General features: G+C 48.0%; 16 protein-coding genes. 7 read left to right on the forward strand and 9 right to left on the reverse strand.

Translation table 11 applies throughout. The features are described 5' to 3' along the window. Positions 1-10: 10 nt before the first annotated feature. The 3 genes from KTG12_RS09360 to KTG12_RS09370 form a co-directional block, all read right to left on the reverse strand. Entirely contained in the window at positions 11-3268 is a 3258-nt protein-coding gene (locus tag KTG12_RS09360) for a TonB-dependent receptor (protein ID WP_224204069.1), read from the reverse strand. 238 nt (positions 3269-3506) lie between these two features. Further along, complete coding sequence (locus KTG12_RS09365) at positions 3507-4499, reverse strand: FecR family protein (protein ID WP_022321537.1); 993 nt, start codon at positions 4497-4499, stop codon at positions 3507-3509. 66 nt (positions 4500-4565) lie between these two features. Beyond that, positions 4566-5120 (reverse strand): RNA polymerase sigma-70 factor, encoded by a 555-nt coding sequence (locus tag KTG12_RS09370; protein ID WP_005633399.1) that lies wholly within the window; start codon positions 5118-5120, stop codon positions 4566-4568. Between the two features lie 280 nt (positions 5121-5400). Between KTG12_RS09370 and KTG12_RS09375 the strand changes: the two genes are divergently transcribed. Beyond that, complete coding sequence (locus KTG12_RS09375) at positions 5401-6735, forward strand: sigma-54 dependent transcriptional regulator (RefSeq protein WP_173022994.1); 1335 nt, start codon at positions 5401-5403, stop codon at positions 6733-6735. 12 nt (positions 6736-6747) lie between these two features. After that, positions 6748-7800, forward strand: a complete 1053-nt coding sequence (locus KTG12_RS09380; RefSeq protein WP_005633393.1) for a PAS domain-containing sensor histidine kinase — start codon at positions 6748-6750, stop codon at positions 7798-7800. A gap of 3 nt (positions 7801-7803) precedes the next feature. Here KTG12_RS09380 and KTG12_RS09385 read toward each other — a convergent pair whose 3' ends face one another. The 3 genes from KTG12_RS09385 to KTG12_RS09395 form a co-directional block, all read right to left on the reverse strand. After that, positions 7804-8691, reverse strand: a complete 888-nt coding sequence (locus KTG12_RS09385; RefSeq protein ID WP_005649646.1) for a DUF3108 domain-containing protein — start codon at positions 8689-8691, stop codon at positions 7804-7806. Beyond that, complete coding sequence (locus KTG12_RS09390) at positions 8630-10546, reverse strand: Ig-like domain-containing protein (RefSeq protein WP_022321535.1); 1917 nt, start codon at positions 10544-10546, stop codon at positions 8630-8632. The genes KTG12_RS09385 and KTG12_RS09390 overlap by 62 nt, the downstream gene beginning before the upstream one ends. Positions 10547-10644: 98 nt before the next feature. Next, entirely contained in the window at positions 10645-11928 is a 1284-nt protein-coding gene (locus KTG12_RS09395; RefSeq protein ID WP_022321534.1) for a DUF2851 family protein, read from the reverse strand. Positions 11929-12039: 111 nt separating this feature from the next. Here KTG12_RS09395 and dapB point away from each other — a divergent pair, with 111 nt between their 5' ends. Genes dapB through KTG12_RS09415 form a run of 4 tightly spaced genes read left to right on the forward strand, consistent with a single transcriptional unit; the run spans position 12040 to position 15710 of the window. Next, complete coding sequence (gene dapB, locus KTG12_RS09400) at positions 12040-12756, forward strand: 4-hydroxy-tetrahydrodipicolinate reductase (protein ID WP_005649643.1); 717 nt, start codon at positions 12040-12042, stop codon at positions 12754-12756. Between the two features lie 16 nt (positions 12757-12772). Next, complete coding sequence (lepB, locus tag KTG12_RS09405) at positions 12773-14170, forward strand: signal peptidase I (protein ID WP_005633383.1); 1398 nt, start codon at positions 12773-12775, stop codon at positions 14168-14170. 10 nt (positions 14171-14180) lie between these two features. Further along, positions 14181-15071: a signal peptidase I gene (lepB, locus tag KTG12_RS09410; RefSeq protein ID WP_005633381.1), complete on the forward strand. Its 891-nt coding sequence runs from the start codon at positions 14181-14183 to the stop codon at positions 15069-15071. Positions 15072-15074: 3 nt separating this feature from the next. Further along, positions 15075-15710 carry a WbqC family protein gene (locus KTG12_RS09415; protein ID WP_138273205.1) on the forward strand — a complete coding sequence of 212 codons (636 nt, stop codon included), beginning with the start codon at positions 15075-15077 and terminating at the stop codon, positions 15708-15710. An 11-nt stretch (positions 15711-15721) separates the two neighbouring features. On the opposite strand, the gene KTG12_RS09420 is transcribed toward KTG12_RS09415, so the two are convergent. Further along, positions 15722-17239 carry a potassium/proton antiporter gene (locus tag KTG12_RS09420; RefSeq protein ID WP_005633377.1) on the reverse strand — a complete coding sequence of 506 codons (1518 nt, stop codon included), beginning with the start codon at positions 17237-17239 and terminating at the stop codon, positions 15722-15724. A gap of 148 nt (positions 17240-17387) precedes the next feature. Here KTG12_RS09420 and KTG12_RS09425 point away from each other — a divergent pair, with 148 nt between their 5' ends. After that, complete coding sequence (locus KTG12_RS09425; RefSeq protein ID WP_173022993.1) at positions 17388-20045, forward strand: transglutaminase domain-containing protein; 2658 nt, start codon at positions 17388-17390, stop codon at positions 20043-20045. Positions 20046-20144: 99 nt separating this feature from the next. Here the strand turns inward: KTG12_RS09425 and gldN are convergent, their stop codons facing one another. Beyond that, positions 20145-21236, reverse strand: a complete 1092-nt coding sequence (gene gldN / locus KTG12_RS09430) for a gliding motility protein GldN (protein WP_005633373.1) — start codon at positions 21234-21236, stop codon at positions 20145-20147. A 47-nt stretch (positions 21237-21283) separates the two neighbouring features. Further along, the gene (gene gldM, locus KTG12_RS09435; protein ID WP_022321531.1) at positions 21284-22852 is read right to left on the reverse strand and encodes a gliding motility protein GldM; all 1569 of its coding nucleotides are present in this window, start codon (positions 22850-22852) and stop codon (positions 21284-21286) included. Positions 22853-22857 lie beyond the last annotated feature (5 nt).

The raw sequence follows: 22857 nt of genomic DNA on the forward strand, positions 1-22857 counted from the left end.
TCATATATAATTAAAATTCAAGATTAAGACCAATAGAATAGCTTCTCATAACCGGATACTTGCTCGTGTTCAGACCGGTTCCTGTTTCAGGATCCCAACCATCCCAGTCGGTGAAAGTAAGGAGGTTCTTTCCTGTTACATACAGTTTCAGCCGGTTGACTTTGAACTTGCTTAGGAAAGAGGCGGGTACATTATAGGACAATGTAACATCCTGCAAACGGACGAAGCTGCGTTGTACATAAGGGGAAAACGTGTATCCGAGCGCTTGAGTATAATAGCCTAACTGGCGGTAACGTGCGTTCGGGTTTTCCGGTGTCCAGTAATCGAAGTTGAACAGGTTGTTCTGGTAGATATTATCCGGATTGGCAAGGTCTTTGCCCGGCTGTCCGTAATAATAATTTTTTCCTCCTTGTACGGAATTGATCATGAATTTGAATTCCCAATTTTTGTAGCGGAATGAGTTCTGGATGCTGAAGCGATAAGCAGGATCGGAATAGCCTATTATCTTTCGGTCTTTATCGGCGGTATATTTACCATCGTTGTTAACATCTTCCACTTTATAAGTCCCATATTCGAATCCGTCGGGAATCAGACCATTCTGTTTGTCTGCAATCTGCCACATGCCGATGATGTTGTAATCATAACAAACTCCATACGGATGGTTGATAAATATCTTATCGGAGATCAGGTCGTCTTCCCGTCCGTCACCGTCGGCATCGATTCCCAGAATACTTTTAACCTTGTTGCGGTTACGGGAGAAGTTGAATGTGACATCCCAGGAGAAATCTTTTGTTTCTATAGGGATTCCTGTTACGGTCATTTCAAAACCTTTGTTGCTCATTTTACCGATATTGGACGGGATTTTGTCCAGACCGTTCATTTGCGGAATATTGATATTGAATAACAAGTTGTTCGTTTGCGATGTGTAATATTCAACAGTACCGAAAATACGACTGTTTAAAGCACTGAAATCGGCGGCGATATTGAACGTATTGGTCGTTTCCCATTTCAAATCGGCGTTGGCCAACGATTTGATCCATTGCATTTGTTCGGCGCTTACGCCATCTCCAAACAGGTACCCGGCATTGACAGTCGAGTCGTCCACTTTAACGGAGCCAACTCCGGCTCCCATCTGTGCCATTGTCTGATACCGTCCTACCGTACGGTTACCGTTTTGGCCATAAGAGAGGCGCAGTTTCAGGTTCTCCATCCAGTCCACATTATTTTTGAAGAAGTCTTCTTCGCTGATACGCCATGCCAAAGCAGCGGAGGGAAATACACCGAACTTGTGGTTTTTCCCGAATCCGGAGAACCCATCGCGGCGGACTGTTCCGGTGACGATATATTTGTCGTTGAACGTATAGATGGCACGCAGCATGGTGTACAGGCTGGATTCTGTCCATGCGCCTGATTTAGCTGTTTGCAAGTCTGCCTGCCCTGCGTCCAGTTTGTTGTAGCCCAGAATATCATTAGAGAAGTTGGTTGCTCCTGCCTTTGTCATCTCGTACTGTCTTTTTTCCACTCCATATACGAAAGTGGCATTGATTGCATGCTTTCCGAACTTGTTTTTATACGACAGGATGTTGTCGACTGTCCAGTTATACTCGCTGTTGTTCTCTTTTGAACCGGAACCTGTAAAGTTCGCTCCCCATTTGTTGAAGTTGTAAATCTTGTTTTCGATCAGGTTCTGCGAGAAGTTCATACGGTAATTCAATCCTTTCAGAAATGGGAAATCAATGTCTGCATAGAAGTTTCCGAACAGATTGTAACGCTTGTTGGTGTCATCCTGTTGGATAGTCAGTAACGGATTCAGGGAGTTTTTATACGGTTCGCGAATATAGTCGCCGTTTTCATCGGTTGCCGCAACAATAGGAGGAAGTCCTACAACAGTAGACAGATCGGGTGATTCACCTGAATAATCGCTGACAGTGAAGAATGATTGTACACCTACTTTCAGGAAGCTCGTGATTTTGGTATCCATGTTGATACGGATGTTGTAGCGTTTATATGTATCGTTGATTACCAGGTTCTTCTGATCTGTATAACCCATAGAGAAGAAGTAGCTGCTCAATTCGTTTTTCCCTCTTACACTCAGATTGTGATTTTGGATATAAGGGGTTTTGTTTGTCAGCATATTCCACCAGTCGGTTTCCGTCCCGTTTTCATATCCGTCCAGTGCGTTGCGGTCCATCAAATGCGAAGTCGGATCCCAATTCGGATTCGGTTGGAGCATATCGTCTCCAATACGGCTTTCTTCGAGGAAGCGGTCTGCGATCTTGCGAAGGAACCCGTCGCGTCCTTCGGGATACATGTCTTTGTTGGTCGGTTGCTGGTAAGAGAACGAACCGCTGTATTCGATTGTCGGTTTACTCATCACCTTACCCGTTTTGGAAGTGATCAGGATCACACCGTTGCTGGCTTCCGATCCATAGATGGCGGCGGCGCTTGCATCTTTCAGGATATCGATGGATTCGACATCGTTCATATTGATATCGACCATGTTCCCACGGAAAATGATGCCGTCCAGAACGATCAACGGACTGTTACCGCCACTGATGGACGTACGGCCGCGGATAGACATATCCGGATCTTTACCGGCTTCAGATACCGAGCTTACGTTCAGTCCGGGAACCGTCCCCTGTAATGCCGAACCCAAGCTGATATTCGGTGATTCCTGCAAAGTTCCCAGATCGGCACGGACAACAGACCCGGCTAGGTCGCTTTTCTTGGCCGTCCCATAACCGACGACGACGACTTCGTCCAGCTTCTGTGCGTCTTCCGCCAACTGCACGTTGATGTTCTTCTGGCTATCGACTGTAATCTCTTTGGTCACGTATCCGATATAGGAAAACTGGATCACCGCTCCCTGGGGAACCGAGAGGGTATAATTGCCGTCCATATCTGTGATGATCCCGTTGGTTGTGCCTTTTTCTACCACATTAGCACCGGCAATAGGGCCTAAATTGTCACTTACCGTACCGGAAATCGTCACTTGCTTCTGTTGCTGTTGAACCGTTTGGGCAGAGATGATGATGTGATTGTTCCGGATGACGAATGTGCATCCGCTCTCTTTCAGGATCAGTGCGAGTGTTTCATTCAAAGATTTATTGTTAACAGAGGCATTGACCTGTTTATTCAGATTAATGACCGACTCATCATAGTCGACCGACATACCTGTTTGTTTCTCTATTTCGGAGAAAGCATCTTTGATTGTGATGTTGTGGGATGGCAGTGTGATCGACTGGCTACTGGCAACTGTCTGTTGCACAAAAAAGAAAAGAAAAAACATTAACGAAACGCGGAATAAACTAATTAGCTTATTCTGTTGTGTTTTCAGGTTTAATTCCATATTTTTGTAAAATTAGATATTTAAGTAAATACTATGCATGATTTTTATCCTGCCGGATAATTAGTTAGAATGAATGGTGTTGCTCGATTTCAAGCCGGGGAGATCTGATTGGCGTCATCTTCCCGGTTCTTTTTTTCATATTAGTATCTCCTCTTTTTTAGTTTATGTACACTTTGTCCTCTTTTATTTTGTAGTTCAGTCCTTTTATCATCTCTTTCATGACTTCCAGTACTTGTTTCAGGCCCTCGTCAGGATTAAACTTCATTGTAAAGCTTCTGCCGGCGAACCGTTCCGTCTCGTAATTGATCGTTACATCGAATTTACGTTCGATGGTCTTTACGATCTGGTCGAACGAGGCCGTCTGGAATATCAGATACCCGTCGGTCCATTGCATCACGCGTCCGGCGTCGACAGTATTGAGTGCCAGTGTTTCCAGGCGGTGATTGTAGATGATTTGTTCGTCTGGCGATAAAATCAGGCTTGTGTCTTGCTTCAAACAGGGATAGACTTGGATTTTCCCTTCTTCCAACGTGGCAATCGTAACATCCTGGTCTGAATAAGCGTTTAGATTGAATACGGTGCCGAGTGCTTTGACCGTCATATGGGCGGTTTTGACCAAAAAGGGTTTTGTCGGATCTTTGGCGACTTGGAAGCGGGCTTCCCCGTTGAGGAACAGGAGACGTCTTTTTCCCCTGAAATGTTTGTCATAGACCAGTAAAGAACCGGAGTTCAACCAAACTTTCGTCCCATCGGGCAGTTTTACTTGTTTCTGTTCTCCATTTGCGACGAAACATTCTTTCAATTGAGCTTCTTCCACAACCGGATTTACTTTTGTCAGATAATAATAGGTACCGAAAGCACCAAGCAACGGCAAAAGTAGTATGGCGGCAATTCTCTTGATATATAAGCCAATTGGCTTGTGAAGCATCCGATCGGATGCTTCGATCCGCTTATGTAGTCGGGATAATTCCTGGAAAGTGGATTCGTTTGCCACGGCAGATTTCTCTTCCCATAAAGTAACCATCGCCTTTTCTTTCTCTTCCTGAAAATTCCGGTCAAGCAGCCAGGCATGGAACTTCTTCTGTATTTCCGGGGACAGGTCGTTCTCGAAAAATTTCTCTATTAATATATGTATGTTTCTTTTGCCCATTTTTCGTCTTTATATTATAGCTAACGGATGAGTGGGGAAGCACACACAGCCGGAAGTGCATTTTTTTCAGAAAAAAAGCAGCAAAGTGGAATATGCGATCTTCCGCAATTCGGCAAGGGCTTGTGTCATGTGGTTTTCTACTGTCCGTTTGCTGATATTCAGCCGTTGGGCGATTTCTTCATTGCTCAGGCCATCTTTCCGGCTCATAATAAAGATGTTCCGGCGTTGAGGCGGCATCTTCTCGACAGCAATGTCAATGAGCAGCGATAGCTCCCTGGCGTAGAGTTCTTCTTCTATCAGATCGTCGTAGGTCGATCTTCTTTGCTCTTTTTGCTGGTAGTTTTCTTCGATCAGGCTGTGTTCGTAATAATCATAGATCATGTTGCGGGCCATGCGGAAGAGATAGGCCTTAAAAGAATCTACTTTTGAGATCGTTTCCCGGTTGGTCCAGATTTTATAGAAGATATCTTGGGTCATGTCGCTCGCTTCATCCCGATTCTTTATGAAACCTGTTAAGAAGTGCTTTAGTCTTGGACTGTATTGGATGTAAAGCATATCGAAGGCTTTATGATCCCCCTTTCCAAGTTCTTCCAGATATTTTGACTCAAGGTTGATATCCATTTTTGTTTTCTATTGTACGCTCTATCCCTTTATAAATATGAAAAACGAAAGATATGGAAAATAATCTGAAGAGGCAATTTTTTTCAGCAAGAAATATCGAATTGAACAACAGGCTTCATCGAATGAAAGACCGGATAAACGATAATTTGAAGCAAGTGCCTGATAACTCGATGCAAGGAAAAAATGGTTCGTGCAGAATAATAATCCAAAAGTGTCAAATATTTTGACGCTCGCTTGCAAGGTAACGGGGAAGCGGATAACTTTACCGGAAAAAGATCTTATGCAAGCCGGAACTATCCTGATCGTTGATGATAACAAAAGCGTACTGACCTCTCTCGAACTGCTTCTGGAAGATGAGTTCGAAGGGGTGGAGACTGCCTCGAACCCGAACAGTATCCTTTCGGTCCTGGACAGTCGGCCGGTTGATCTTGTCCTGTTGGATATGAATTTCTCTGCCGGAGTTAATACTGGTAATGAAGGGCTTTTCTGGCTCCGTCGCATACGGGAGATCGCACCGGAACTTCCTGTTATCATGCTGACTGCCTACGGGGATGTCGAGTTGGTAGTTAGGGCGTTGAAGGGTGGGGCAGCCGATTTTGTATTGAAGCCCTGGGACAACGATAACCTGATCGGGAAGATACGTGCCGCCCTGCGCGAACGGAAATCCAGTCAGCTGGTGCATCCAGTGGAGAGGCCGAGTGAGCCGGCTATGATTATCGGGCATTCTCCCGTGATGATGAAACTGATCAAAGTGGTGACAAAAGTAGCTAAGACAGACGCCAATGTCCTGATCACCGGAGAGAACGGTACAGGTAAGGAGATGCTAGCACGTGAGATACACCGCCTTTCGCTCCGCAGCGGCCGAGAGATGGTCAACGTGGATATGGGAGCCGTCAGCGAGTCGCTGTTCGAAAGCGAGTTGTTCGGGCATGAACGAGGCGCTTTTACGGATGCGCGCGAGAGCCGTCCGGGGAAGTTCGAGGCGGCACACGGGAGCACACTGTTTCTCGACGAGATCGGAAACCTGCCGTTAGGATTGCAAGCCAAGCTCTTGGCTGCCTTGCAGAATCGCGAGGTCACCCGCCTTGGGAGCAATCGGAAGATTCCGGTCGACATACGCTTGATTGCCGCCACGAACCGCAACCTGCCGGAGATGGTGGCTCAGTCGCTTTTCCGTGAAGACCTGTTCTACCGCATTAATACGATACAGATCGAGATTCCGCCTCTTCGGAACCGGCGGGAAGATATCGCCCTGTTTGTCGATTATTTCCTGAAAAAATATACAGACCTTTACGGGCGGCCGGGGCTAATCCTGCATCCGCAGGCGTTGGAGAAGCTCGCGAACTATGACTGGCCCGGCAACATCCGGGAATTGCAGCATACGATCGAGAAGGCGGTGATCCTAGCGGAAAAGAATGTGATTCGTGCCTCCGACCTCTTTATCCGTCCGGGAAAGGCGCTCTCTTTTAGCGAAGTACCCAATTTAGAAGAGGTGGAGCGGCAGGCGATCTTGGCGGCTATCACCCAGAATGAAGGGAACCTGACGGCTGCGGCAGAGCAGTTGGGCGTGAGCCGGCAGACTTTGTATAATAAGATGAAGCGTTTCAACCTCTGATCCCCCGCCGATATGTTCAGTGCCCGTCTATACATACGCATTCTTTTGCAAGTGGTTGCCATCGTACTGGTGGCGGGCTTGGGCGTGGCCGGCATCGTTACGGGGCGGGCAGTCATACTGGGTTTCGTGGCCCTCTTTATCGCAGCGTGGCTGATCAGTCTCCTTGTCTATTATCTCAACGCTTCGAACCGGAGGATACAGCTTTTCCTGGATGCCATCGAGGACGACGAATCGATGCTCTATTTCCCCGAAGACATCGGAAGCCGGGAACAGCGTCGCCTGCATGCCGCCTTCAACCGCATACACATGTTGATGACCGAGAACAGACGGAAGGCGTTCGACCGCGAACTGCATTGCAAGGAATATGAATCGTGGGATAAGCTGATGCATGTCCTGACACACGAAATCATGAACTCCATCGCTCCGGTCGTCTCCCTCTCCGGCACGCTCCTTTCTTATTTCCGGACGAAAGACGCGCCGAAAAGCAGCGGGGAGATCACCGATGCCACCATCCGCAAGACGATACGGGGATTGGATACCATCAAAAGCCAGGGGCAAACCCTGATGCATTTCACCGAATCGTACCGGCAGTTCGCTTACCTGAAGCAGCCGGAGCCTGAGCCATTCCCGCTCACGTATCTGCTGCAAAACCTGCAAACTCTGTACTTGCCGGATATGCAACGGCAGCATATTGATTTCTCCCTCGTGCTGTTCCAGCCGGAGATAACGGTCCATGCAGACGAAAAGCTGCTGTCACAAGTCTTGATCAACCTGCTGAAGAACGCTATGCAGGCACTCGAAGGGCAGGCGGATGGAAAGATCCGTATGGAAGTCGATACGGAGAAGAATCAATTGCTTATCCGGGTGACGGACAACGGTCCTGGCGTCCCTTCCGACCTGATAGAAGATATCTTCGTCCCCTTCTTCACCACCAAGGCTACGGGAAGCGGCATTGGGTTGAGCCTTTCCCGGCAGATCATACGGATGCATGGAGGAGAATTGTCGGTGGCTTCGCTACCTTACCGGGAAACCTGCTTCACGGTTTCTTTACCTGTAAAGCCTTAAGAATTACCGTCTCTTGATTTCTACCCGCGAAGTGAGCGGATAGCGCAAGCCTTTGGAGGACTTATAATAGACTTCGGCCGCACCGATCTTCAGTTTGGCGCGTATCTTGATCGGGATATGGTTCTCGTCGTCGCCGATCCAGATCTCGGCGGCTTCCTTGCTTTGGGTAAAGGCGTCGTCGTAGATGTCGATATAGAAATGGCGGGTTCTGTACTTCAACGTCTCACTTCGTTCAACGATCTGCTGCCCGGTATAGCGGAAACTGATGTTGATGCGTTCGCGTCCGATCGCCACTTGGAAAGGGAAGCTCTCACCGCTTTTCATCTTGTCCCAGTCCAGGGAACGCAGATACATCGTTGCTCCCAGCATGTCGAACATGTGTGGGTCTTCCGTCACGAGCATCGTGTCGATCTTCGTGCGGGTGGGCGTATAACGGTGGGAATGAGCGAGTATCTTCTTCCGGTCGTAGGAGAAACGGATGTCGTCTATCAGATAATAGTCATTCTCGTTTACCCGCTTCTCACTCCGTAGAAGCAGCATGTCGGGGGTAAAATGGCAATCGATCGTATCTCGCATCTTATAGACCTTTTCGATAATGCCGGAGGTACGGAAGATAAGCCGGTAGTGATAGGACGGCTCGCCCTCGTATTCCGCGTCGCGGATGGAAAGGGTGGCGTGGCCTGCACGGGGCATCAGAAGGCCCCATTTGAAGTATAACTCATACTGCACTTCCTCGCCGGGGCTGAACCTGTGGCGGACTGGGATTTCCTGCGCTTTCGCACACACGGCCGATAGCAATAGCAAAAATATCAGCCACAGGCGGACGATGTCAGAACGGCATTCCCATGTTGCCGCCGCTATTATTCCTTGGCGATGATTGTTGACTTTCATCTTTGTAGTTTCTTTTCTTCTTGGTTGCTTCCTTCGGCTTATTCTTCGTTATCTCAAGAGGCTTTTGCTTGGCCAGCGGGGTGGAGTTGACATTCCATGTCTCTTCGACCTGCCAGTTCTGCATGATCTCGTACATTTTGGGAGAATAATAAACTTCTTCGGGCTGTCGCTTTTCGATATAATTACCGGTATCCCACACTCCGTTGCCGTTTGTGTCGATCACGATACGGGCATAATACTTATCGGGCTTCAAGTCCATGAAGAGTACTCCGCCGTCTTTTACTTTCGCTTTGCGGACAGGGGCGTCTCCACTACTGAGCAATTCGACGAAAGCAGTCGTGTCCACACCGTTGATATTGAGATAGAGATGGCCGTATTCGTCTTCTTTCTTGATTTTGAACTCACCGGTAAAGAAGTCGTTCCACTTCCCGTAAAGGCTGTGGATGGCGGCGGAGTCCACTTCGATGCGGTATTCTTCCCCATACTTCCACGGACGTCTGATAAAATAGTTCAGGCTGTTAGTCGAATCGGGGAAGAAGTCGAAATCTACCGTATTCCAAACGGTATCGATCTTTTGGTCGAGGAAGAACATCTCTTTGTTGATATCCAATACCGGTTCGTTGAAGGTTACGGATATCGTATCGAACAAGTCCATCGAACTGGGAGCGTCTACTTGCATGCCTAAGAACACGATCGGATCGGGTTCGTCTTTCTTTTTCTTCTTTTTCTTTTCTGCCGGACGGCGGCGCAATACCAGTTGGACCGTGTCGGTTTGCGGGCGCAGGATGTTCAGGGAGTCGCTCTTCGGATAGGAGACCTGCACCTGCAGAGTGTCCTGCTTCCAGACGGTCGAATCGGCAAGCCAGTAGTTAACGGCCGCGCCGCCTTCCGTCTGCTGCACAAAATACCAGGTACTGTCTTCCGGGGTGAAATTGATGGGGACAGGCACCGGTACGGTGTCCAGCTTCGTATTGAAACGCAGCGTAAAATATTTCTCGTCCGGGCGTTCGGGCTTTACCATATACTGGCGTTTGAATTTCTCCTTGAACAGGCGGAGTTCGATGTTGTCCGGGAAGAAACGGGTGTAACCGACCGTCCGGATCGTATCGATCGTCAGGCTGTCTTTCCAGGTCGTATCCTGCCGGGTCGTCAGTTCGAAGGAAGGGACGATGACGGAATCCAAGAAAGCGATGTCTTCGCCGGGTTGGTCGAATTTATAGTCGCGGTTCACATCGTTTAAGGCAAAAATATGATAGGTTCCAGGAGTGATATTACGAATCGTGAACTGCCCTTTGTCATTCGTACGGGAAGTACGGACGAACGGGAGTTTCACGAATGCGGAATCTTCCAAATTGTTGTGCAGGCCGATCGTAATGCCTGGCATCGGTTCTAGATTCTCGGCATTCAGCAAGACTCCCGAAACTTCGAGTGTGTCGATGATGTCTCCGGTAGAGAAAGCGAAAGAGAAGTTTTCGAACACGTTTTTCTCATTATTGTCGGAGATGGAATTGGTGAAGTCGATCGTGTAGGTCGTGTTAGGTTTCAACGTGTCTTTCAATTCGATCACCGCCTTCTTTCCGGCAGAGCGGATAACCGGTAGTTCCATCTGGGGCGGAGTGATAATCACGTTCTCCGAAGGTTTCTCGATCTGGATCAGCTCGTCAAAGAGGATTTCTATCTTTTTACCTGTATAATTAATCTGATTTGGGACCGGTGTACTGCTTACGAATTTGGGAGGTGTTTCATCATAGGGTCCTCCGTTCGGACTACCGATATTGGCACACGAATAAATGACAGTCAACAGCAGCATTCCATACAACAGGCGGAATGAATTTCGTATATATTTAGTATCCATTTATGTCTATTTCAAATACATTCGATAAACACGTGCAAAAATAGGGAAAAATCCGGTGAAAATTAGTAGGGTATCCTGTCATTAATCAATCTTTGCATTTAAACGGACTTTTGTCCGATTGTCGTTTTTAACATCCTGAACCCGATCCTGCAATACAAACATTTCTTCTTTTCGCAATATTCGCGTTTTAATTGGATCAAAGCCTGGCTGTCGCCAGCGTGGCGGACGGTGATACCGGCGTTGTAGAAGGTGGTGACGATGGTGTTCTTTTCCGGAGGAATACTTTCTAAAAGGCGGGTAGCACGTTCGCAATATTCGGGACGTTTGTTATGTAGGCCGTAGGCAAAGAGCATCGGAACGACCGTGTTTATCAGTAGGATGTTCAGGGCGTTTTCGCCTATGGTCTTTTCCTTTCGGGGAGAAGCATACCGGAAATGATAATGTGTCTCCCAATAACCGGATGGAGGAATCCTGAAATACTTTTTGATCTCTCCGGTGCTCCTGGCTTCAAGAATGGCAGAAAACAGAGTGTCGTACCGTACCCAAAGTGCGGCTAACTGTGCCACTTTCAGATACGGAAAGTTGACAGGCCGTGTCCGTAGGTTCTTAAATACGAAATCTTCCATTGGTGACAGGCCGAACTTATGGCGTAAAAAATCGTATTCCCGTTGCAACAAGCGGTAGTAATGATCGTCGTTTTCCTCCTCTAACATTCCTGCCTGTCCGAAAAGCATTGCTTCTATCTGCGAATGGCTGTTCCGCTGTTTTTGAATGCAACGAAGCGGCAAGCTCTTTGCCAGCCTTTCAAAAGCATCATTATTCACACCAAAGCCGAAGTTTCGGGTTAAAGTAATATAAAAAACTTCATTCCAGTCTGTCTGATACGCATCCAAAAGGAGGAATATGTCATGTGTTTTCCGTTCCAGCCGCTCGCTTAGCAAGGCTTCCATCCAACAGGCTATATGCAAAGGAGCGATCCCGGTTATGTGATCGAGGCACGGAAGAGCCGCCTCCCGGTAAAGCAGCCAGTCTATACTGCGGAGAATATTTTCCGGAACAGTCAGGAGCATTTGTGGAATCGGGTTTCCGTTCGTTCGAACTGGCTGGAAATCATTAAAGCCTATAATGTGAAGGATTACACAGTCGTATGCCTTATCCGTATCATGATGATGGAGCAGCCAGTCGGAAGATTTATCATGAATTTCGACACTTCCTACCCATAGCGTTCCGTCTATTTTGATCTTCGCATTGAAAAAATCGGGACCTGCATCCGTATTCTGCATTCCGGGATCGATTACCTGGACGGGACGTCCCTCTGTTGTTATCAATGGTGTGGCCGCGTAAAGTTTGTATTTCCAAACATAATGTAATAAACGTTCCATCTTTTTTCAGAGTTAAGATTTATGTCCCAAATCTAAGCATTATTCTTTATATTTGCAGCACGTTATCAGTTGAAAGTTGAAAAATTAAAATTGAAAGTTAAATATATAAGTATGAAGATTGCACTTATCGGTTACGGAAAGATGGGAAAAACTATCGAGCAGATAGCACTTGGAAGAGGACACCAAATCGTGTCTATCGTAGATATCAATAACCCTGAAGAAATACACTCCGACAAATTCAAGAGTGCTGACGTCGCGATCGAGTTTACGACTCCGGCTACAGCATTCAACAATTATATGCAATGTTTTGCAGCAGGCATTCCGGTTGTTTCCGGTACGACAGGATGGCTTGACAAGATTGGGCAAGTCAAAGATATGTGCGAAAAAGAGGGTAAAACTTTTTTCTATGCCTCCAATTTCAGCATCGGTGTAAATATATTCTTCGCTATCAACAAATATCTGGCAAAGATTATGAATAATTTCTCCGCTTACGATATCAAAATGATGGAAACTCACCATATCCATAAATTGGATGCTCCTAGCGGAACAGCTATCACACTGGCGGAAGGAATCATTGAAAACGTGGATCGTAAAGACCGCTGGACTTTGGAAACGGCTGAGAAAACAACCGATATACCTATCCATGCCATTCGTAAAGGAGAAGTTCCGGGTATCCACGAAATCACATACGAGTCGGATGTCGACACGATCAGCATCAAGCACGATGCGAAGAGTCGTGCCGGATTTGCCTTGGGCGCTGTTATTGCCGCCGAATTTACTGCTGGAAAGAAAGGTTTCCTCGGAATGGATGATATGCTTAAATTTTAATTAATAACAGAAACAAATGAAGAAGTTTTCCAAGAAACAATGGATTAAATTCAGCATAGCAGCCGTTCTCTACCTGCTTTTCACGCTTTGGATGCAGAATGCCTGGTTGTTGTTGGGCCTGATTGTCCTTGTCGATATTTTTCTGACCGGGTATATCCCTTGGGGAGCCTGGAAACGTACCAAGAATCCGCAGGTACGTAATGTGTTGGAATGGGTGGATGATATCCTGTTTGCATTGGTTGCCGTCTATTTCATCAATATCTTTATTTTCCAGAATTACCAGATTCCCAGTTCCTCGCTGGAGAAGTCCTTGTTAGTGGGTGACTATCTGTTTGTGAGTAAGCTCAGCTATGGACCGCGCGTGCCGAATACGCCGGTCGCTTTCCCTCTGGTACAAAACACATTACCTTTCTTCAACTGCAAGTCATATTTGGACTGGCCGGAATGGGACTACAAACGGGTGAAAGGCCTCGGTCATGTGAAACGGAATGATATTGTGGTGTTCAACTTCCCTGCCGGCGATACGGTTGCACTAAAAGTTCAGAATCCGGATTATTATCATTTGGTAGAACAATACGGACGGGAAGCCATCCTGTTGAATAAAGCGGATTTCGGTGATGTGATCTATCGCCCTGTTGATAAACGAGAGAATTATGTCAAACGGTGTATCGGTATGCCGGGCGACACGATCGAGATTCGTGACAACCAGGTCTACATCGATGGTGTTGCTGCCAAGAATCCGGAAAAGATGCAGCTTAACTACTTCGTCGAGACGGATGGCTCCATGTTGAGTGAGGAGCAGTTCCGTTTACTGGATGTCAGCAAAGCCGACCGTGTATTGATCGATGGAAGCTATAATCCCCAATATATGTCTATGTTGAATATTCAGCCGAATGCCAACGGGCAGTATAACCCGATTTACCATTTCCCGCTGACTCAAAAGACATTGGAAGTAGCTAAAAAACTTCCGGTCGTGAAACGTGTGGTTCTCGAACCGGATCCCGTAGGAACCGATTCCTATTATCCGGTTGACTACCAGACCGGATGGAGTCGTGACAATTACGGACCACTATGGATCCCGAAGAAGGGAACCACGATCCCGTTGACGGAACGTAATATAGCCCTTTATAAACGCTGTATCGTCAATTATGAACATAATAAATTGGAAGTAAAGGATAGTAAGGTTTACATCAACGGCAAGCCGGAAACGACCTATACGTTCAAATACGATTATTACTGGATGATGGGTGACAACCGCCACAACAGTGCCGACAGCCGTTCCTGGGGTTTCGTGCCGGAAGACCATATCGTAGGTAAGCCGATCATGATCTGGCTGTCACTGGATAAGGATCGTAGCTTGTTTGACGGCGGTATTCGCTGGAACCGTATGTTCCGTTGGGTACACCCGGATTAAGCAAATTTCTATGGGGAAAAAGATTCATAATAACATAAACGGGGCGGGTGGACGTAAAAGTCGCCTCTACGTGAGTTGGGTGGTAACGATTGTTATCGCCTTTCTCATTGTTATACCTGTCCGCCGTTTCTGTATCGAATCTTACCGGATATCAACGAGTGCGATGGAAGATGCATTGCATCAAGGCGATTATATCTTGGTAAATAAATTGCCGCTTGAAGGAAATCCGGGACGGAACAAGGTCGTGCTGTTTACCAGTCCGCTCCTGAAAGACACGGTGAGTAACCCATTGTTATTGAGCCGTTGTATCGGTATGCCTGGGGATACTATCTTGGTGAGTGGCGACGGGTATGAGGTGAACGGGAAGCTGCTACCTCACTCTCCTCGTGCGCTTAACACCTGTTTCATTACCCAGAAGAGTGCCGCCGATTTCCTGAAAGCGCTGCAAAAGTTGAGCATACCTGTGCGGAACTGGAAGAGCGAGACGTTCGGTTTTTCTTTTTCCCTGACTTCTTTCGAAGAATATCAATTGCGTGAAGAACTGACGGAAGAGATGAATATTCATTTTATCCGGAATCAGTCTGCTCCGTACAAGCTGGTTGTTCCCCGTAAAGGCCGGGCATACCGCCTGGATGAAGCTGCCCTTGTCGCTTGCAAGGAAGCGATATTGGCCGAGGCCGGAGAAAAGGCTGTTTTTCGTGACGGAAAGCTATATTTAGATGGAAGGGAAACTGCGTTTTTCTTCTTCGAACAAGATTATTACTGGATGCTTTCCGACAATGTAAACGAATCGGTCGATTCCCGCCATTTAGGCTTTGTTCCGCGTGACCATATCATCGGAAATGCCTGGTTATGTTGGTTCAGCCGTGACAAACAACGAATCTTTAAACCCGTAAACTGAATGATGCAACCCGTTTATATTTCTACTACCTATTTGGGGCCGGTCCAGCAATATTGCAAACTGTTCCAATATCCGGAAGTACACTTGGAAACAGCTGAAAACTACCTCAAGCAAACCTTCCGGAACCGTTGTACCATTGCCGCCGCCAACGGTCCGTTAGCTTTATCTATCCCCATCGTGAAGCCGGACACGTTGAAGTGTCCGACCAAGGACATCCGTATCTCCGATCATGGGAACTGGCGTCACCTGCATTGGAATGCTTTGGTTTCGGCTTATAATATGAGTCCGTTTTTCGAATATTACGAAGAGGACTTCGCTCCTTTTTACGAGAAAAAATATGAGTTCCTATTCGATTACAATGAGGAATTGCGTCAGTTGATCTGTCGCCTGCTTGACCTGCATCCGAATGTTATTTATACGGAAGAATACCAGTCCGAAGTGCCGAACGATTTCCGTGAGATCATCCGGCCGAAACATGAAGGAGAAGATCCGTCCTTCTCCCCGAAACCCTATTATCAGGTTTTTCAGGGCAAGCACGGATTTCTTCCGAATATGAGTATTGTGGATTTACTGTTCAACATGGGACCGGAAGGGCTGTTGGTGTTACGTGATTCCATTGTAGTATCGAAGCAGCCCTGATTGAGAATCCTTCAGTTCTTTTTCATCGTATAGTTTTTCACCCCTAACGAATCGTATGCCTGTAACAAGGCCTCGTCGTTATCGGAAATCATCAAAAGTTTGTCGTTTTCTTTCAGCTCCGTGTTGCCTTTCGGGATGAAATAATGTCCGTCTCTTTTCACCATAACGGCAAGGGTGTGGTCGGGCAAGGTGAGTTGCATCAATTTGTTTCCATGAGAAAGGACAGCAGGAGTGATGTCTATTTCACTCATGGCACTCTTAATATCTTCCGGCAATTCGATACCGAACACATCTTTTCGCTCCGGCTTGTCGACAAGTCCGAGCCATTTGGCAGCCTGTGTTACGGTTGTTCCTTGTATCAATAGGGAAAGGATCGTGATGAAAAACACGATATTAAAGATCATGCCTCCATGATCGACTCCGGCAATCCAAGGATAAGTTGCGAAGATTATCGGAACTGCTCCACGAAGTCCCACCCACGAGATATATAGCTTTCCTTTTGTTGTAAAGTTTTTAAATGGAAGCAAACACAGGAAAATCGTTGCCGGACGAGCTATCAGTATCATAAATACTCCCACTAAAAGGCCTACTGGAGCGACTGGCAGCAACTCGTGCGGGTTCACCAACAGACCTAACGTGAGGAACATGACGATCTGCCACAGCCAGGCAAAACCGTCGAAGAAAGTTCCCATACTCTTTTTATGCACAATCTTAGCGTTCCCCACGACCAGGCCGGCAATGTACACGGCCAGATAGCCGTTCCCTTTACATAAAGTAGTCGCCGAGAAAGTGAAGAAAGCAGTTGTTAACAATAAGATCGGATATAAAGACTCGTTGTCCATATTGATCTTGTTGATCATCAGAACGGCCAGCTTACCTAACAGGAAACCGGCTATCGCACCGACGGATAGCTGGACGAGCAATTGCAGGACAGCTTCCTGCAAGTTCATACCTCCGACCTGTATATAAGCGATAATAAGCAAGGTAAGCATATATGCCATCGGGTCGTTGCTACCGCTCTCCAATTCGAGGGTCGGACGCAGGCGTTGTTTCAAATAAACCCCTTTGCTCCTAAGGATGGAAAAGACGGAAGCAGAGTCTGTAGACGACATCACTGCCGCCATCAGCATAGATTCGGCTACCGTAAGCGTTTCATAACCTGTAGACCACAAAAACACATAATAGATAAAACCTCCCGTTATAAGCGTCGTTAACAATACTCCCACTGTTGCAAGGACAACTCCTTCCGTGGCTATCGGCTTGATCTCGGACATTTTAGTATCCATACCACCGGAAAACAGGATGATACTCAACGCCAACATGCCTATGAACTGTGCTGCACTGGGATTGCTGAACTGAATGCCTAAGCCGTCGCTGCCGAACAGCATTCCGACACCTAAAAAGAGAAGCAAGGCGGGAAGGCCGAAACGGAAACCGGCTTTACCGGCAATAATACTGAAGAAAAAGATAATCGAAGCAACCAACAGGATTGCTTCCGGATTCTCGAAGATTTGTAATTCGTGGAACATAGGCTGATAATAACGGTTTACTCTATACTTTGTCACTTCAAAGTAAAGAAAAAATAACGATATGCACAACAGCTTAACACTTAAAAGACAAGGTTATCTACTGACTAATAAATATATTCACTATATTTGTGCTGATAAAATTAACGCTATGATTAAAACAAATCTATTCCTACTATTGTTCGTTCTCCTCGCGGGAACTTCGTGCAATAGGCAGCAACATTTCATTTCGGACGATACGTTCCGCGCCGAAGTGGAGAATGACTTCCGGGCAAAGCAGGCCGCTCTGCCGGACGGAAACCTTTTTTCAGTCTTTAACCAAAAGATGACGTCCGACGAAAAAGAGGCGCTTACTTTCTTGTATGCCTATATGCCGATCGGAGATATCACGGATTATGACGGGCAACTGTATCTCGACAATATCCGCAGTTCGTTTCGTGCACGGGTGGAAATGCCTTGGGGAGACAGCATACCGGAAGACATCTTCCGCCATTTCGTACTTCCCGTGCGGGTCAACAACGAGAATCTGGACGAGAGCCGCATGGTCTTTTATGAAGAATTGAAAGACCGGGTGAAGGGCTTGTCCTTGTATGACGCCGTGCTGGAAGTGAACCATTGGTGCCACGAGAAAGTGATCTATACGCCGTCGGATGCCCGGACGAGTTCGCCTTTGGCATCCGTGAAGACCGCTTACGGGCGTTGTGGCGAAGAGTCGACGTTTACCGTAGCCGCCCTTCGTTCGGTCGGCATACCGGCCCGTCAGGTCTATACGCCGCGTTGGGCGCATACCGACGACAACCATGCTTGGGTGGAAGCTTGGGTAAACGGTAAATGGTATTTCCTCGGAGCCTGTGAACCGGAACCGGTACTTAACTTGGGGTGGTTCAACGGACCGGCTTACCGTGGTATGCTGATGCACACGAAAGTATTCGGCAAATACAACGGACCGGAAGAAGTCATGGACGTAACCGACGGTTACACCGAGATCAACGTGATCGACAATTATGCCCCGACGGCCAAAGCAACGATCACCATTGTGGATGAAAACGGCCAGCCGGCTGCCGGAGCCGATGTCGAGTTCAAAATATATAACTATGCCGAGTTCTATTCCGTAGCCAATAAGAAGGCGGATGCTGAAGGGAAGGCATTCCTTTCTGCCGGTAAAGGTGATATGCTGGTATGGGCGACTAAGGACGGCAAGTTCGGATATAGCAAGGTGTCGTTCGGAAAAGACAATAACGTGACAATCACTCTCGACAAGAAACCGGGTGACATCGAAACCGTCACGCTTGATGTCATTCCTCCGGTAGACGGTTCCATTGCCGCCTGCGTGACGGACGAACAGAAAGAGGCCAACGCCAAGCGTTTGCACGAAGAGGATGTGATCCGTAATAAATATGTGGGCACTTTTTATACGGAAGAGAAAGCGGAAGCACTTGCCAAAGAATTAGGTATCGACCCGCTGAAAACAGCCGATTTCATGATCGGCAGCCGGGGAAATTGGCGTGAGATAGAGAAGTTCCTTCGCGATGCGCCTGCCGACAAACGTCCGATGGCGATGGATTTGCTGAATGTTATCTCTGCCAAGGACTTGCGTGATACGCCGGCCTCCGTGTTAGCAGACCATCTGAACAATGCCCAGGCTGTGCAAAGTTCCCTGTTTACCGAATATATCCTCAATCCGCGTGTGGCAAACGAGTTCCTGACGCCGTACAGGAAGTTCTTTGCCGCCAACGTCGATTCGGCATTAGTGAAGAAGGCTAAAGCTGATCCGCAATTAATTGTAGACTGGGTGAAGGATAATATCAGTATCAATGACAGCCTGAATCCGCAACGCATTCCGATTATGCCGATGGGCGTATGGAAATCGCGCGTGGCCGATAAAGGTTCCCGCGATATATTTTTCGTCGCTGTATGTCGTAGCATCGGTATTCCGGCACGTATCGAACCAGTGGCAGGAAAAGTGCAATATGCGAAAGGTCTGAACTGGGTGGATGTAGACTTCGAAGCTGCCGAGCAGACGGTTGCCAAGCAAGGTAAGGTCGTCGCTTCTTACCAGCCGATCAAAGCATTGCAGGACCCGAAATATTACAGTCATTTCACGATTGCGAAAGTGTTGCCGACCGGCAAGTTGCAGACACTTAACTTCGAATCGGGCGATGTGGATATGGGGGGCGGTGATACTTGGAGTGCTCTGTTGAAAAAGCCGCTTTCTATGGATGAGGGCCATTATATGCTGGTAACCGGAACACGTATGGCAAACGGTAGCGTACTGGCCGAAATGTCTTTCTTCAACGTAGAACCAGGCAAGACGAGTGATATCAAACTGGAGATGCGTGAGAGCCAGGACGATGTACAAGTCATCGGCAACTTCAACTCCGAAAACAAATTCAAACGGGCTGATAACGGCGAGGAAACGAGTCTGTTGGCTACCACCGGCCGCGGCTATTATGTTGTCGCTGTCCTCGGAGCGCGCCAGGAGCCGACCAACCATGCCATGCGTGACATCGCTGCCGTAAAGAAGGACCTTGAAGAATGGGGTCGCGGCATGGTTTTGTTGTTCCCCGATGAAAAAGGCTTCCAGAACTTCGATCCGAAGGAGTTCGGAGAGTTGCCAACTACCATCACATACGGCATAGATATCGACAAAACAATTCAGAAGGAGATCGCCGCAGCCATGAAGTTGCAGAACGCCAACACACTGCCAATCTTCATTATTGCCGACACTTTCAACCGTGTAGTGTTCGTTTCACAAGGCTACACAATCGGCTTGGGAGATCAGTTGATGAAGGTGATACATAAGTTGTAATCCTCTTCGACGAAACATAAAAGAGGCGTAGATTAGCAGATGTCATTCAAGTCATCACTAATCTACGCCTCTTTTATGTTTTGGATATTGTAGAGGTAATTACCGGCGACGGCGTACGCTGCGGACCGGAGCGCTTTTCTGGGCTTTTGGAGCTTTGATTTTGACCTCTTTTTGTTTGCTCTCTTTTGCGGCTTCCGTCTTTCTGCCACGGGCGGAAACGGTTGCGTTTTTAGATTTCTTGCCTTTTGTATCAGCTGCCAACTGAGCTGTGTCCGGTTGCAGATAGAGAGATTTTTCGAAAGTAATCAGCTGGTTCTCGATACGTTCCTGCTCGCGTTTCATCGAATCGGGTGTCGGGCAGTAGGCTTGCAGAGGTTGGTTCATCAGGTTCTGCGTCTTGAAGATATCGCCCTGGAACATCCGGCGACGGAAATAGTCGTCGAGCGTGAAAGTCATGGCGTTGTTGATGTTGGACGTCATGATATAGGCGGTATTGATATAGGGACGCAAATTTTCATAAGGAATCCAGAACATCGGCATGGTGTTCTGTCCCATATCGTCCACGATTGTCAGAATCGGACAGATCGCCAATGTCTTGACATCGAATACGGAGTTGTTCTGGTCGAAATACCACGCTTCCTTTATGTAATAGGAGCGGACATCGCCGGAAGGAATATCGCTTTCGTTCACGACGAAACCGGCAGGTTCGTTGTCTTTGCCTGGCGTCTCTTCGTAGAAGATACGGCAACGGTCCAGCATGACTTTCAAGTCGAGCTTGCGGTTGTCGCTGAAATCCTCGTAACCGTCCAGGTATTCATAGGCGGACAACTTGCCTTCGCATACCAGCTGGAAGATGATCGAGAACAAGTTCATCTGCCCGTTCATCGGTTGGGTGGGATAATATAGAGGAGCATTCTGTTCTTTCGTAAGGTCGATCTGGCGGTAGATGACACGCATCCAGCGAGCGTTACCGATATGCTGCGTCATTCGCTCGTTCATATCCTGTGCTCGGACGGTCAGTTCGGGCATGCCGTTCTCTTTCTTCTCTTCTTCACGGGCGCCACGGCTTGCTTCGGGACCGCGACGTCTCTGCTGCTGTTGCTGTGTATTGCCGGCCTCTTCCTGTGCCTGTATGGGGAGGGAGGCGAACAGGGCGATGGCGAGGGTTGCTATGTAATATAAACGTTTCATATATCTTTATACATTACGGGACGAGCAGACCTCGTCCCTACGTTATGTTAATTGACGATTACTTCGACGGTCGGAATGATACGTTCCTTATTGTCCGGACCTAATACTTTCACATGCGTGATGTAGAAGCGTTTGCCTCTTGCCAGACGGCGGATATAATCTTTCTGACGCTGCGAGAACTGGTTGCCTTGCGTGACTTCCGGAATGATGTTGCCCATCGAATCGTAGAAAGTCAGCTCGAAACTCAACACCTTGAACGGCACGTTCAGCAGGTCGTCGTCGATAGCCGCCTGGATGCCGTCGGCTTCCACCAAATTGCGTTTGGAGAACTGACCGCCACGGAACTTGCGCATATTGCCGTTCTGGTCCTTATATTCGATAAAAGGCATCGGGTCGGGCAGGGCACGTACGCGGAAAGTCGTTTTCGCCATCTCGACGCTGCGCCCATCCGCCATTTTAGCATGGACGGAAATGATGGCGTCTGTTCCAACCGTTGTCGGACGGGCTTCCCATTGGTCGCCTTTGCGGACCAGTGTCCCGTTCGTCATCGTTGCCGTCACGTTGCCGCTGGGCACACCCGGCACGGCGATACGGATCGGGTTGGCGATTCCGGCATACAACACATTCATCAGCATCGGCGCTACCGTCGCACTCGGTTCCGTCACGAAGTATTCGCTTTCGAACTCGCGGCGCATCACGCTGCCGTCGCTACCCGGCATTTCGATATATCCTTTGACCGGATAAGTGCCCGGAGTACCGGCTACAGCCGTAAACATGCCGTTTGCATCATAAGGCAATTCCTTGCCGTTCACATAGACGGTCGGACGTTTCGTCGAGTCGACAGCCGATAAGACGATATTGGCCTTGTACTGGCTGCCGCGCATGACGATCTGGCTTTCCGGAATCACCTGTGCCGTGATCTGGTTCACACGATAGTCGCGCATGTCGACGCTGCTCAGCAGGTTGGACAACACTTCACCTTCGGCATAGCGGATATCGCTTTGCAATTTCGTCAGCAAGGTAACAGCCGCCGCCACCGGCATATTCTCGAACAAAGCCTCTTCCCAAGTGCGAGTATTGATACCGGCCTTGTGAGGCGGCGTTGTCGACAGGCTGGCTTCGATGATGCGCGTCTTGGCCGAGTCTTCCACCATCTCGCCCATCAGTGTCCGGTATTTTTCGATGCTCTGGCGCAATTTCTTGCCTTCGCCCGAAACGGGAGACAGCATCACGCGGGAAGCCGCTTCGAGGTCGTCCTTATGATCGATATTATTGACATCGGCATCCTTACCATCGGCAATCTGCGCGATACGCACTTTTAGATCCTGCACGTAATTGTACAGGCTGTCGGAAGCCTCCTTCACCTTTGTCCCCTTTTCGTACCATTCACGTACTTTTTCGGGATTTGTCTGATAATAAGCCTTCAGTTCCTCTGTAACGATCTCATTACGGGTCGAGGTATTATCGATAGAAGTACGCAAGCTGCCTTCCACCAGTTCGAAACCGTCGAGTACCTCCGACGACACGTTGAGTGCCATCATGGCGATGAACACCAGATACATCAGGTTGATCATCTTCTGACGGGGCGAATTGGGATTATTTGCTATTCCTGCCATATCCG

This window comes from Parabacteroides sp. MSK.9.14 (assembly GCF_019041495.1).
In the GTDB taxonomy this organism is placed as follows: domain Bacteria; phylum Bacteroidota; class Bacteroidia; order Bacteroidales; family Tannerellaceae; genus Parabacteroides; species Parabacteroides merdae.